General features: G+C 37.5%; 9 protein-coding genes. 8 read left to right on the top strand and 1 reads right to left on the bottom strand.

Annotated features, from left to right (window positions below; all coding sequences use genetic code 11):
* The first annotated feature begins 329 nt into the window (after window positions 1-329).
* The 6 genes from CQ022_RS14745 (at window position 330) to CQ022_RS14720 (ending at window position 8,443) form a co-directional block, all read left to right on the top strand.
* Window positions 330-1,730, top strand: coding sequence for a stage 0 sporulation family protein (locus CQ022_RS14745; RefSeq protein ID WP_105683102.1), 1,401 nt, complete (start codon window positions 330-332; stop codon window positions 1,728-1,730).
* A complete protein-coding gene (locus CQ022_RS14740) occupies window positions 1,723-2,187 on the top strand; it encodes a gliding motility lipoprotein GldH (protein ID WP_105683101.1) in 465 nt (154 codons plus the stop codon). Before CQ022_RS14745 ends, CQ022_RS14740 begins: the two co-directional genes overlap by 8 nt.
* A gap of 6 nt (window positions 2,188-2,193) precedes the next feature.
* Entirely contained in the window at window positions 2,194-4,572 is a 2,379-nt protein-coding gene (locus CQ022_RS14735; RefSeq protein WP_105683100.1) for a transglycosylase domain-containing protein, read from the top strand.
* Window positions 4,573-4,647: 75 nt separating this feature from the next.
* The gene (locus CQ022_RS14730) at window positions 4,648-6,189 is read left to right on the top strand and encodes a protein adenylyltransferase SelO (RefSeq protein ID WP_105683099.1); all 1,542 of its coding nucleotides are present in this window, start codon (window positions 4,648-4,650) and stop codon (window positions 6,187-6,189) included.
* A gap of 86 nt (window positions 6,190-6,275) precedes the next feature.
* Window positions 6,276-7,091, top strand: coding sequence for a T9SS type A sorting domain-containing protein (locus tag CQ022_RS14725; protein WP_105683098.1), 816 nt, complete (start codon window positions 6,276-6,278; stop codon window positions 7,089-7,091).
* A gap of 74 nt (window positions 7,092-7,165) precedes the next feature.
* Window positions 7,166-8,443: a DUF6080 domain-containing protein gene (locus tag CQ022_RS14720; RefSeq protein WP_228421723.1), complete on the top strand. Its 1,278-nt coding sequence runs from the start codon at window positions 7,166-7,168 to the stop codon at window positions 8,441-8,443.
* Between the two features lie 54 nt (window positions 8,444-8,497).
* On the opposite strand, the gene CQ022_RS14715 is transcribed toward CQ022_RS14720, so the two are convergent.
* Entirely contained in the window at window positions 8,498-9,055 is a 558-nt protein-coding gene (locus CQ022_RS14715; protein WP_105683097.1) for a sporulation protein, read from the bottom strand.
* Between the two features lie 184 nt (window positions 9,056-9,239).
* On the opposite strand from CQ022_RS14715, the gene CQ022_RS14710 reads away from it, so the two are divergent.
* Together CQ022_RS14710 and CQ022_RS14705 are read left to right on the top strand one after the other, a co-directional pair.
* Entirely contained in the window at window positions 9,240-10,598 is a 1,359-nt protein-coding gene (locus tag CQ022_RS14710; protein WP_105683096.1) for a c-type cytochrome, read from the top strand.
* Window positions 10,599-10,621: 23 nt separating this feature from the next.
* Window positions 10,622-13,681 (top strand): TAT-variant-translocated molybdopterin oxidoreductase, encoded by a 3,060-nt coding sequence (locus CQ022_RS14705; protein WP_105683095.1) that lies wholly within the window; start codon window positions 10,622-10,624, stop codon window positions 13,679-13,681.
* Window positions 13,682-13,698 lie beyond the last annotated feature (17 nt).

Genomic DNA, 13,698 nt, shown 5'->3' with positions numbered 1-13,698 from the left:
TGAAAGAAACAAAAGGCAAAACAATCATTATTAAAGGTTTAAGAACATGAGAAAACAACACTTAATTCATTGTTTAATTTTAAACAAATGTTTAACATTCTACCGAAGCATAGTAAAAAAACAGTACAGGAAAGCAAAATGATAATGAATGTTAAATTAAAAAAAATCTATACTCATTTATTTCTTTATAGCAGCCTTTATCCAGCCTGCGACGTTCATTCTTACCCGAAATGGGAAAATGTTTTATCCCGAATTCAGGTTATTTAAGTATTTTAGAATCGCATAAAGATAAAAATACATAAATTTGCAGATTATAAATAATAGTAAATATGAGTTGTGGATGTAAAACATCCGGCGATTCTGCACATTCTTGCGGCCCTAAAAAAACCGCAAATGGCTGTGAAAATGTAAATACCTGCGGGAATAGTTATAAATTAAGTGTTTTTGACTGGCTTTCTAACATCAACAATCCGGCACCGAACAGGTGTGATTTTGTAGAAGTTAGATTTAAAAATGACAGAAAATCGTTTTATAAAAATGTAAATAATATTCCTTTACATATTGGTAGTGTAGTTACAGTAGAATCAAGTCCGGGACACGATGTAGGCGTTGTAAGCCTTACGGGAGAATTAGTAAAGATTCAGATGAAAAAGAAAAAGTTTTCTGAAGAATCGGCACTCAAAATATACAGACAGGCCAACCAAAAAGATCTTGAGGTATGGCAGGAAGCAAGAAAAAAAGAAGATGGTGTAAAGCTTGAAGCAAGAAAAATTGCCCAGAGAATAGGCCTCGAAATGAAAGTTACTGATGTGGAATACCAAGGTGACTCTTCAAAAATCACCTTCTATTACACTGCTGAAAACCGAGTGGATTTCAGACAGTTAATTAAAGACTATGCCGGAGCATTCCGTACTAAAATCGATATGAAACAAATCGGTTTCAGACAGGAAGCAGCCAAAGTAGGTGGAATCGGATCTTGCGGACGTGAGCTTTGCTGCTCTACATGGCTTACAGATTTCAGGTCTGTAAACACCAATGTTGCAAGATATCAGCAGCTGAGTATCAATCCTCAGAAGCTTGCAGGACAGTGTGGTAAACTAAAATGCTGCCTTAACTACGAACTTGACAGTTACCTGGATGCTTTGAGCAACTTCCCTTCTTCTTCAACAACGCTGGAAACGGAGAAAGGAAAAGCATTCTGTATCAAAATCGATGTTTTCAAAAAGAAAATGTGGTTTGCTTACGTGGACAGTTCTATTGCATGGTATGATTTCGATATTGACCTTGTTAAAAAGCTGATTTCAAAAAACAAGAGAGGAGAAAAAATACTTCCTCTTGAAGATTTGAAACAGCCGGACACCCCTACCCATACTATTGATTTGATCCAGGAAAACAATGTGGATCGTTTTGAGAAGAAAAACAGAGGAAACAGAAACAGGAATACTCCAAATAAGCAGAACAACAGCCAACAGGCACAGCAAGGACAAGGGCAAGGACAAAAAAGAAACAGACCGGAGAGACAAGAAAGGCCGGAAAGATCTGAAAAAACCGAAAACCCAAATGCTCCTCAGTCCGGGAATCAGCCCAAACCCCAAAAGCAGTACCCACAGCAAAAAGGACCTGTGGAAAAAACTGTGAGTAATTCTGATGCTGATAAAACCCCGCAGAGCAACCCAAACAAGAAGAAATTCAAAAAGAAATATCCTCCAAAAAAAGATAATAATGCATAAAATTTTAGGATTACTTTCACTTATCCTTTTCTTTAGCTGTAACTCTTCCTCAGGAGGAGATGTCATCATGAATTCCGTTGATAACAAATGGAATAAGAAAAGTGAACAAAAATTTAATCTTGAAATTTCAGATCCGCAGAATCCTAAAAATATTATATTTGTCGTAAGAAACAACAATAATTATCCTTACAGCAATATAAGGTTTATTGTAAATTTCACCAATCTCCAGAACAAAAAAAAGGAAACAGATACCTTGAATTATGTACTGGCAAAACCCAATGGAGAATGGCTTGGTACAGGGTTTGGTGATACGAAGGAAACTTTGTTTCAGTATAAATTAAATTACCAATTTCCGGGAAAAGGAAAATATGAAATCGGTCTTACTCAGGCCATGAGAAATGACAACCTTCCGGGAATTGAGGATATTGGGGTAAAAATAGAAACGGCTAAACCGTAACCATAAATGGAAGAAAACAAAAAAAATGCAGGAAATAAGGGGAAAACATTTCCTCTGCCTCCTAAAAAAAAGAAAGATACCTCCTGGAGAAAATGGGTTTCCTTTATTTGGATCGGACTCATTGCGGTAGTTCTTGGAATTTCAGGACTTTTCTTTTCGGTTTCTCAAGGATTCCTTGGGGAAATGCCCGATGTAAAAGAACTTGAAAACCCGGATATCTTTGTTGCTTCTGAAATCATTTCTTCAGACGGAGTAACCTTGGGTAAATTCGAAAAAGAAAAAACTCAGCCAATCGTTTATAAGGATCTTCCTCCTTTTCTTATCTATGCCCTTCAGGCTAAAGAAGATGAGCGTTTCAAAGAACACTCAGGAATCGACTTATATTCCGTTGCCAGAGCCGTAGCATATGGTGGTGGACGTGGTGGTGGTTCTACCATTACCCAACAGCTTGCAAAGCTTCTTTTCACAGGAAATGCATCTCAGAATAAATTTCAAAGAGCATTCCAGAAGCTGAAAGAATGGGTGGTAGCGGTAAGCCTTGAAAAAAGATATACCAAAGAAGAGATCATTACTCTTTATTTCAATAAATTCGATTTCCTTTTCAACGCTAACGGTATTGAAATGGCTTCCCGAGTGTACTTTAACAAGAAGACTTCCGAGCTTACATTACCTGAAGCTGCAACATTTGTAGCAATGCTTGAAAATCCAAGAAAAAACAACCCTTACAGATACCCTGAAAAGGCTAAAGAAAGAAGGAATGTAGTATTGGATCAAATGCAGAAAACCGGATACATTGATGCTGCAACCTATGAAAAAGCAGCCAGCACTCCGATTGAAGTGGACTTCCACCCGATCAAGAGTATCACTGATGGATATTCTGCTTATTACAAATTCTATCTGAGAAAAGAGATTGATAAATATCTTGAAACTCATGAAAAAGAAACCGGTAAAAAACTCAACCTTTACAAGGACGGTTTAAAAATATATGTTACGCTTGATTCTAAAATGCAGAAATATGCAGAAGAGTCAATCAAAGAGCACTTAACAGATCTTCAGAAGAGATTTGATGCTGAACAGAGAGGAAGAAAGAACAGACCTTTCTACTATCTTAATGACAAACAAATCAAAGATGTAATGGTGCAGGCTATGAAAAGAACCGGCCGTTACAAACTGCTGAAAGCTGACGGAATGCCTGAAGACTCCATCATGATGGAATTCAAAAAACCTATCAAAACTTCACGATTCACATGGAGCGGAGAAGAAGAGGTTGAAATGTCTCCATGGGATTCTATCAGATACCACAAACAAATTGCACAGGCAGGTCTGATGTCTATGGTTCCGGGAACCGGAGAGATCAAAGCTTGGGTAGGTGGTATAGACTGGCAGCACTTCCAATATGACCACATCAAGCAAGGTAAGAGACAGGTAGGTTCCACATTCAAACCTTTCGTATATGCAACGGCTATTATGAAACTGGGAATGACCCCTTGTTCAACTGTTTCTAACGGAACTTATGATCATAACGGATGGCATGTACCGGGAAGAGGAGGAATGCTTACTTTAAAAGATGCATTGGCACACTCTCAAAACCCTGTTGCGGCAAGACTTATTGAAATGACAGGAGTAGACGCTGTAATCCAGACGGCAAGAGACCTGGGCGTAACAGAAGATATTCCAAGAAACAATACAATTGCTTTAGGATCATCAGACATTACAATTTATGAAATGTTAGGTGCCTACAGTACTTTTGCCAACTATGGTAACCACAATAAACCGGAAATGATCTGGAGAATTGAAGATGCCAACGGTAGAGTAATCAAAGAAGTAAATGTAGAACCGAAAGAAGTCATGAACCCGATGTATGCTTACACCATGATTGAATTGATGAAAGGTGTTGCACAATACGGAACCGCTTCCGGAGAATTAGGAAGAAGAGGAATATCAAAAGCAGTAGAAATTGCTGCTAAAACAGGAACCACTCAGAATAACTCTGACGGATGGTTTATGGGAATCACTCCAAAACTGGCCACCGGAGCATGGGTTGGATGGGAAGACAGAGCCACCCACTTCTTTGGAACAGGTGAAGGTCAGGGTGCGAAAATGGCATTACCGATCTGGGCAATTTTCATGAAGAAAGTATGGGCAGATAAGAGTCTAGGAGTTACTCCAGATGATAAATTTGTCAAACCTTCAGACTGGAAAGACGGATGTTCAAACCTTAAAGGATTAAGTGGAGGATATGGAGATGACGGAAGTCTTCAAACCATTGACGAAATCAAAAATCCAAGGCCTGCAGATCCTACTCCTAAAAAAACAACAGAAAAGAAAGAAGATAACATCAATGAAAACCTTCATTCTAATGATGAAGTAGATTTCAATAAATAAATTCTCTTTTAGAAATACACAAGACCTTTCAATAATTTGGAAGGTCTTTTCTTTTATAATTAATACCTTTGAAGGATGAATATCGAACGTATCAGACAGCCATTTATTGAAATTTTTCCTGGTGATTTTTCCAACAATTCCATGCAGAGAAATACACCTAAAGTTTTATTTGCCACCATTCAACCTGCCGGCTTCGACAACCCTGAACTGATTGCTTTTAATGAAGTTTTATCAGAAGAAATAGGCTTAGGAAAATATGAAAATAAAGATCTGGATTTTCTGGTTGGAAATAATCTTCCGGAAAACGTTCAAACCTATGCCACAGCTTATGCAGGACACCAATTTGGAAACTGGGCCGGGCAGCTGGGAGACGGAAGAGCCATCCTTGCTGGTGAGATTATCAGTGAGACAGGAAAAAAGACAGAAATCCAATGGAAAGGAGCTGGTGCTACTCCTTACTCAAGACATGCCGACGGAAGAGCCGTATTAAGGTCTTCTGTACGTGAGTATCTTATGAGTGAGGCGATGTATCATTTGGGAGTTCCCACCACAAGAGCATTGAGTCTTGCTTTTACTGGTGAAGAGGTAATGCGCGATATCATGTATAATGGAAATCCAGCGTTAGAAAAAGGAGCCGTGGTTATCAGAACTGCTGAAAGTTTTTTACGTTTCGGACATTTTGAACTGATGTCTGCCCAAAGAGAGTACAACAGCCTTCAGGAACTTGCTGACTTTACCATTGAAAACTATTACCCGGAAATTACAGCAACTGACAGCAAGAAATACAGAGACTTTTTTGAAAATATCTGTACCCGGACTGCCAACTTAATTGTTGAATGGTTCAGAGTAGGTTTTGTACATGGAGTGATGAACACAGATAATATGTCAGTTCTCGGATTAACGATTGATTATGGCCCCTATTCCATGATGGATGAATATGATTTGAATTTCACCCCCAATACGACTGATCTTCCGGGAAGAAGATATGCATTCGGAAAACAGGGACAAATCGCACAATGGAATCTTTGGCAGCTTGCGAATGCCCTTCATCCATTAATCAAAGATGAAAAATTCTTGGAAGACACTTTAAATAATTTTGGCACTTACTTCTGGGAAGCTCATGACCAAATGCTTTGTAAAAAATTCGGTTTTGATCAGCTTCAAAAAGAGGATGAAGAATTTTTCACTAACTGGCAAGGCCTTATGCAGGAACTTCAGCTGGATTACACCTTATTTTTCAATCAACTGGAAAAAATAACCCAGAACACCAATATATCAGAACATTTTAAAGAAGTCTCTTATATTATTTTGAATGAAGAAAAACGGGAAAAACTCAATAGTTTCATCAAAAGCTATGAAGCAAGAATCGCTTTAAACTCAATTTCGAGAGAAGCCTCTTTAGAGATGATGAAAAAAGCAAACCCAAAATTTATCCTCCGAAATTATCTTCTTTATGAGTGTATTGAAGAAATCAGTAACGGCAAAAAAGAAATGCTTGAAAAACTGACCAGAGCCCTCGAAAATCCATATCAGGAAATATACCCCGAGTTCTCGACCAAAAGACCAGCCGGATATGATGACACAGCCGGATGTTCCACTCTTTCATGCAGTTCGTAATTAATAATTTTTTATAAAAAATCAAAAAACGTGTAATTATTTTCATTTTTTTATTACATTTACTGACAACTTTAAACGTAAACCAAATGAAAACAAAATTACTATTCATTTTCCTAGTCTCTTCTATATTTGGGAATGCACAGATTCTCACAGAGACCTTTCAGGGTACGACATTTCCTCCAACAGGATGGACAACCGGAACAAATGTGGCTTCAAGACCTTGGGGATTCACAACCACAATTTTCAATGCAACCGGACAGGCTACATTTAACATCACGGGTGGAAAATCTGCCGGTATAGGATGGATCGCTCAGGCACAGGATGCTCATTTAACAAGTCCTTCTTTCAGTTTAGTAGGAACAACGAGTCCCGTACTTAAGTTCAATGCTAAAATAGGATACGAATACATGGTTGATCCTAATCCAAACGGAGACCTAAAAGTAGAAGTATCTACAGATGGAGGTACTACATGGACTCAGGTATGGGTGGAAGAAAACTATGGATTATTTGTGGATTATGAAACTCTGGCAATTACCGTTAGTTTGTCTTCATATGCAGGACAGGCAAATGTTAAAGTACGATTTCATTATGTAGCCAATGATGCAGACAGTCTTTCAATAGATGATGTGCAGGTTTTAGCAAGTGCTACATTAGCAACTCAGGAAAACAATGCCAAAGTAAAAGGTATTACGGATATCTATCCAAATCCAACGAGAGGAGAAATCAATATAAAAACAGACAAAAAAATCAAATCTGCTACAGTATTTGATGCAAGTGGAAAATCTCTGCTTAACAACAATTCTGAGAGATTGGATATTTCTTCACTTCCAAAAGGAATCTATCTGTTAAAAGTAGACTTCTCGGATGGAACTTCCAAAACGGAAAAAGTAATCAAACAATAAGAACCTTTATACAAACTTTTAGAACCACCAATTTTGGTGGTTTTTTTATTTTACTTTTGCAAAAAATTTGACACGTGTCTTATATCAAAACAAAAATCATCAATTTTTTTAAATTGGTTTTCCCTTCCACTTATACAGAAATGGCAGTATTCCTGTTTTTCATGATCTGTTATGGAATTCTGGGATCTTATATTGCTCTTCATTACCGGATTATTTTTGACAGCAGAATTCCATGGGATGCTTATTTCAGTTTTGATAATAAATCAATCCTGATGACAGGAGGCAGCTTTGAAAGACACCCATTATCCTACTATTTTTTTAATTGGGTAAGAGAATTTTCATTATTTGTTTCCGGAGGAAAAATGGATGCCAATTTCAGGCTCACCCTGGCATGGCTCAGCAACCTGATCATCACATTGAATATTGTTCAGGTTTTCAAATATTTAAAGAATATCATTGACCTTCCTTTATGGCTAAACGTTATAATCATTCTGTTTTTTGGAGCTTTTTCCACTAATATTATTTTGTCATTTACTCCAGAGAATTTCACCTATACCCTATTCTTACTATCACTATACAATCACTATGCAGCTATAAAATTAAGGGAAGAAGAAAAAACTCCTGCTGCAGCATTATCACTAGCGGGGATAACCATCGGAGGACTTACGATTACCAACTTTGTAAAAGTTTTCATTCCTCTTCTTTTTGAGAAAGATCTTTTCAGAAGCTGGAAAAAATTCGGAAATGCGGCATTCAGGGTAATTGTTTCAGTGATCTGCTTTGTGCTTCTTTATTTGAACAGAATTGATTTTAAATACCAGAATATCTTTTCAAAAACAAACCAACAATATGAAAAGTTCTCCAATGTAGAATCCATGCCGACATGGGATATGATTCTTTCATTCTTTTTCGGAGGGAATATTCTTTTCCCGGGATTTATTATGTCTGACAAACATAATATGAAAGGATTTAACTTCAAAGGACTTTATATGGATCTTTATTCATCACCCTTTCCATATCTTTTCATAGCCTTATTATTGATACTGATAAGTTGGAGTTATATTAAAAATTTCAAGAATAAATGGGTTCAGGTAATCGCTATTTCGTTTTTGGTTGACATCATGATCCATTGTGTGATGAGGTTTGGGCTTCACACTTCATATATCTATGGAGGACATTTTGTTTTTGTATACCCGCTTCTTTTAGGATGGCTCTTTTTTGCCTACAGATCCTCTCCGAAAATCATGGCATTTTTAACATTCACCCTGGTGATATTATTTACCTATCTGCTGGTTAATAATATATTCAGAATGACTGAATTTTTCTGGTTTATGGAAAACTATTACCAATAAAAAAGCTGAGAAAAATTTCTCAGCTTTCTGTTTTTATTTTGAAATAAATTACTCCTATTTTGCCTCGGCACAGAAAATTCTGTACTGTACTGCTACAGCAGATTTAAAGTATTCTCTGATTCTGGAAAGATCACTGGCAGCGCTTTGTTTTGTGAAATAACTTCCGGCTAAAATTTTGTAATTAGGTCTTAAAGACGCATCCGTTTCCACTTTCAGATTAGGGAATCTTTTTCTGAAATACGACTTCACCTCATTAGCCTCTTCATTGCTTTTTACAGTTGTAATCTGAATTTTAAACCCTAAAATTCTAGGATTTTTTCTACAAATCTCCGCATTGGTAAGTTCTCTGCTCGGCACAAAGATCTTAGGAGGTTTTGTATTGATTCCCGTAGAAATTCCACTATCATTATTACTTAAATCTTTAGAGGGATTTGTAGGGGCAACTTTAGCACATTTACTTTCAACTCCTTCCAAAGCAGCATTAATTTTAGAATCCATCGTTATGACAAGCTCCGTTCCCGATAGGGTATCTTTTTTAACAACCTGCTGTGCTTCAATATTATAAAATCCAAATAATGATAATATCGAAAATATTTTGATTAGATTTCTCATTTAAACTTGTTTCCGCAAATTTATACAAATTAAAAAACTATACCAAACTGGTTATTTAGAATCAATACAAATTAAACGTAAATGATATTTTCCCTTTTCGATATACCGTTAAATTCCTGTTAAAAATATTATTTTTGCGGAATTGATTGAATGTTCAATAATTTACTAACATAAGATAATTTAAATGATTAGTTGGAGAAAGCATTATAAAAAAACGTTGATCGCAATAGGCTTATTGCTATCAACCAGTGCTTCATTTTACGGGCAAGACGGCGATCCTAAAAACGGAGAGAAACTTTTCAAAGCGAATTGTACTGCATGTCACGCGCTGGACAAACAAGTTGTAGGACCACCATTAAAAGGGGTTGTAGAACGTGTAAAGACAGAAGGTGGTGTAGACAAAGATTGGCTTCACAAGTGGATCAAAGACAACAAAGCTCTAAGAGCTTCTGGGGATAAATACGCCAATGAGATTTTTGAAAAGTTTAACAAGACTGAAATGCAGGTCTTTCCAAATCTTACAGATAAGGATATTGACGACATTTTAGCTTTCACAACTAATCCTCCCGCTCCGGAGGAGAAAAAGCCGGAAGCAACTCCTGCAACTGACGCTACTGCGGCAGCACCTGCAGACAAAACTACAACAAACGTTGTCATCATTTCACTTTTAGCGATTGCAGGTTTACTGGTTTGGATCTTAGTTAAACTAAGACAATTGGTAACTTTAGGTCAATCCGAAGAATTAGCCGGACTTAATGAAACAAGAGTTCGTTCTTTCAGCGAAATGTATGAGAAGTTCCACTTCATTGGTAAAGGGTTATTGGCAATTCTTGCTATTTTAGCCGCTTACGGAGTATGGAACTGGTTAATGTGGATCGGGGTTTACAAAGGGTACAAACCTGAGCAGCCTATCTACTTCTCTCACAAAATCCACGCTGGAGAACAGAAAATTGACTGTCAGTTATGTCACTCTAGTGCTAAATACGGAAAAGTATCTGAGATCCCTTCTATGAACGTTTGTATGAACTGTCACAGAACAATTTCTGAATACAACGCAGATCACTACATGGAGCCAGGAAAAGACAAGGCATTCTATGACGGAGAAATCCAGAAGATCTACGCTGCAACAGGTTGGGATCCTGCAAAACAACAATACACAGGAAAAACACAGCCGGTTGAATGGACAAGAATCCACAACATGCCAGATTTCGTTTACTTCAACCACTCTCAGCACGTAATTGCTGGAGAACAAGCGATCATCAATTCTTTCAACAAAAAGAATCCTAACAACAAAATTGATGTTGTATGTAAAGCTTGTCACGGTAAAATTGACACAATGAATGTTGTTCAGATGGCTAACGACTTTACTATGGGATGGTGTATCGAGTGCCACAGAACGACTGAAGTTGATATGAACAACGGTTATAATAAAGAGTACTTCAAAAATCTACATGACAAGTTGAAAAAACAATATCCACAAGATGGAGGTAAGATCACTGTAGATGCAATTGGAGGTCTTGAGTGTGGTAAATGTCATTATTAATAACTAAAAAATTAGAAGTATAAATGGCTTCAAACAAAATACAATTCAGAAGTATTCATGAACTTAAAGATCCAGCTTTGAATAATAAGCTGGCTCAGAAAGAGTTTCAGGAAGAAATTCCGGTAGAAGATTTCCTTGGAGATGCTGAGACAAACGGATCAAGTACTTCAAGAAGAGATTTCCTTAAATTACTAGGATTCTCTACAGCAGCAGTAACATTAGCTGCCTGCGAAGCTCCGGTAATCAAAACGATTCCTTATGTGGTAAAGCCGCATGATATTATTCCGGGAATCCCTAACTATTACGCTTCAACATATTTTGATGGTTTCGATTTCGCTAGTGTTTTAGTAAAAACTAGAGAAGGTAGACCCATTAAGATTGAACCAAACCCGGCTGGTGGTGATTTAGGTAAAACTAATGCAAGAGCTCAGGCAAGTGTACTTTCTCTTTATGATAATGATAAAGTAAAACAGCCTAAACTAGACGGTAAAGACGAAACTTTCGATAAAGTAGACAGTTTTGTGATCAAAGGTTTGGAAGAAGCTAAAGCGTCAGGCAAAAAGATTGTGGTTTTATCACACTCTTTTGCTTCACCAACTTTCAAAAAGCTATTCGCTGAATTCAAAGCTAAATATCCTACAGCTGAACTGGTAACCTTCGATGCATATCCTTATGCTGCAGGACTAGATGCCGCTCAGGAAGTATTCGGACAAAGAGCATTACCTGTTTATGACCTTAACGGTTCTGAATTGGTAGTTTCTTTCCAGGCTGATTTCTTAGGAGATTATAACGCATCCAGCTTAGAGTCTTCTTATGCAGCAGCTAGAAAACCTAGTGCAACCATGTTGAGACACATCCAAGTGGAATCTAACATGTCATTAACGGGTGCTAACGCTGACTCAAGATACAGATTAAAGCCAAGTGCAGTAAACAAAACATTAGTTGAAGTTTATAACGCAATCGTAGGTGGTGGTACTTCTGATAAGACAGCTACTGAAATTGCAAACGAATTGAAAGCAAAAGGAAGCAAAGCTGTTGTTTTTGCTGACGGTTCTAAAGGAGCACAGGTTTTAGCCCACTTAATCAACCAAAAATTAGGTTCAGTAGCTTTCACTGGTAAAGCAAACTTCCTAAAAGAATTCAACGGTGCAAGATATCAGGAATTCCTAGGTTGGGTAAATGGTGGACAAGTTGGGGTATTAGTTACCAACAACGTAGATCCTATCTATGCTCATCCAAAAGGAGAAGACTTCAAAAAGTCTTTATCAAAAGTTCCTTATGTAATTGCTGTTGCAGATAAGAAAAATGAAATGTACAAAGCAGCGAAAGCTGTAATTCCGGTTGCTAACTGGTTAGAGTCTTGGGGAGATATCGAACCACAGACTGGAGTATATTCATTAATGCAGCCTACAATCCAGAAGATCTACAAATCAAGACAGATTGAAGAATCTCTATTGGTTTGGAAAAATGGTAAAAATAATGCAGCAAACAACTACTACGATTATTTAAAGGCAAGCTCTGCTTCTCTTTTAGGTGGTACTTCTTTCAACAAAGCATTATATAACGGGATCAATGCTTCTACAAATTCAACAACATTATCTTACGCTGGTGGAAACGCGGCTCAGGCTGTTGCTGAATTAGGAAACTTCAAAGCTTCCGAATTAGAATTAGTATTATACACTACGACTTCAATGGGAGACGGAACTCAGGCAAACAACCCTTGGTTACAAGAGTTACCTGATCCAATCACTAGAATGTCTTGGGATAACTACTTGACAATTTCTCCAAAAGATGCAGAAAAGTTTGCGATCGATAACGACCTTAACGCGAGAATGCAGTTAGATGGTTCTATCGTAAACCTTACGGTAAACGGAGTTAAAATAGAAAACGTTCCTGTATTCGTACAGCCAGGTCAAGCAGAAGGATCAGTAGGTCTTGCGCTTGGTTATGGTAAGAAAAATTCAGGAGCAACTGCTGATACAGGGGTAAATGCTTATCCTTTATTCGATGGTTCAAACCTTGTTCTTTCTGGAGTTAAAATCGAGAAGACAGGAGAAGATCACGAATTCGCAGGTATCCAGCTTCAAAATACATTAATGGGTCGTTACGAAATCGCGAAGGAAGTTCCTTTAGCCGAATTCATCAACGTACCATTTGATGACGAGCACAAAGGATGGAACAAGCCTTTGGAATACCACACAATCAGTGGAGCTCTTCCAGCAAGAAAAATTGACCTTTGGGATGCATTTGATGATACTGATGGTCCTCACTTCAACTTATCTATTGACTTGAACTCTTGTACAGGTTGTGGAGCATGTATTATTGCTTGTCAGGCTGAGAACAACGTTCCTGTAGTAGGTAAAGAAGAGGTAAGAATGTCTAGAGATATGTATTGGTTAAGAATTGACCGTTACTATTCTTCAAGACAAAAAGTAGAAGTATACGAAGGATTGAAAGAAGGAATGGCTGTACCAGAATTGTACGGTACTGCTTTCGGAGACGGAGGTGCATTAAACCACCCTGCAGATAATCCGGATGTAATCTTCCAACCTGTAATGTGTCAGCACTGTAACCACGCTCCATGTGAAACTGTATGTCCGGTAGCGGCTACTTCACACGGTAAGCAAGGTCAAAACCATATGGCTTACAACAGATGTATCGGTACAAGATATTGTGCAAACAACTGTCCGTACAAAGTAAGACGTTTCAACTGGTTTACTTATAACCTAAATGAAAAGTTCGATTTCAACATGAACAATGATTTAGGAAGAATGGTACTTAACCCAGACGTAGTTGTAAGAACTAGAGGGGTAATGGAGAAATGTTCAATGTGTATCCAAATGACTCAGAATACTATTCTTGAGGCTAAGAAAGAGGGAAGAAGAGTGAAGGATGGAGAATTCCAGACTGCTTGTTCTAAAGCTTGTTCTACTGGAGCAATGACATTTGGAGACATGAATGATAAAGATTCTTCAATTAGAAAGGTATATGCCTCTAACAGAAGATATTATTTACTAGAGGAGATCGGAACAAAACCAAACGTGTTCTATCACACTAAAGTAAGAAACAGAGTAGAAAAATAAAGTTTAAATAATAAATA

The organism is Chryseobacterium culicis, assembly GCF_002979755.1.
GTDB lineage: Bacteria > Bacteroidota > Bacteroidia > Flavobacteriales > Weeksellaceae > Chryseobacterium > Chryseobacterium culicis_A.
The sequence above is the reverse complement of the archived record's forward strand: the minus strand, read 5'-3'. Positions and strand labels throughout refer to the sequence as shown.

Excerpts from the sequence above, each read along its gene's own strand:
- CQ022_RS14745 (WP_105683102.1), top strand. The coding sequence starts at position 330 with ATGAGTTGTGGATGTAAAACATCCGGCGATTCTGCACATTCTTGCGGC.
- CQ022_RS14740 (WP_105683101.1), top strand. The coding sequence starts at position 1,723 with ATGCATAAAATTTTAGGATTACTTTCACTTATCCTTTTCTTTAGCTGT.
- CQ022_RS14735 (WP_105683100.1), top strand. The coding sequence starts at position 2,194 with ATGGAAGAAAACAAAAAAAATGCAGGAAATAAGGGGAAAACATTTCCT.
- CQ022_RS14730 (WP_105683099.1), top strand. The coding sequence starts at position 4,648 with ATGAATATCGAACGTATCAGACAGCCATTTATTGAAATTTTTCCTGGT.
- CQ022_RS14725 (WP_105683098.1), top strand. The coding sequence starts at position 6,276 with ATGAAAACAAAATTACTATTCATTTTCCTAGTCTCTTCTATATTTGGG.
- CQ022_RS14715 (WP_105683097.1), bottom strand. The coding sequence starts at position 9,055 with ATGAGAAATCTAATCAAAATATTTTCGATATTATCATTATTTGGATTT.
- CQ022_RS14710 (WP_105683096.1), top strand. The coding sequence starts at position 9,240 with ATGATTAGTTGGAGAAAGCATTATAAAAAAACGTTGATCGCAATAGGC.
- CQ022_RS14705 (WP_105683095.1), top strand. The coding sequence starts at position 10,622 with ATGGCTTCAAACAAAATACAATTCAGAAGTATTCATGAACTTAAAGAT.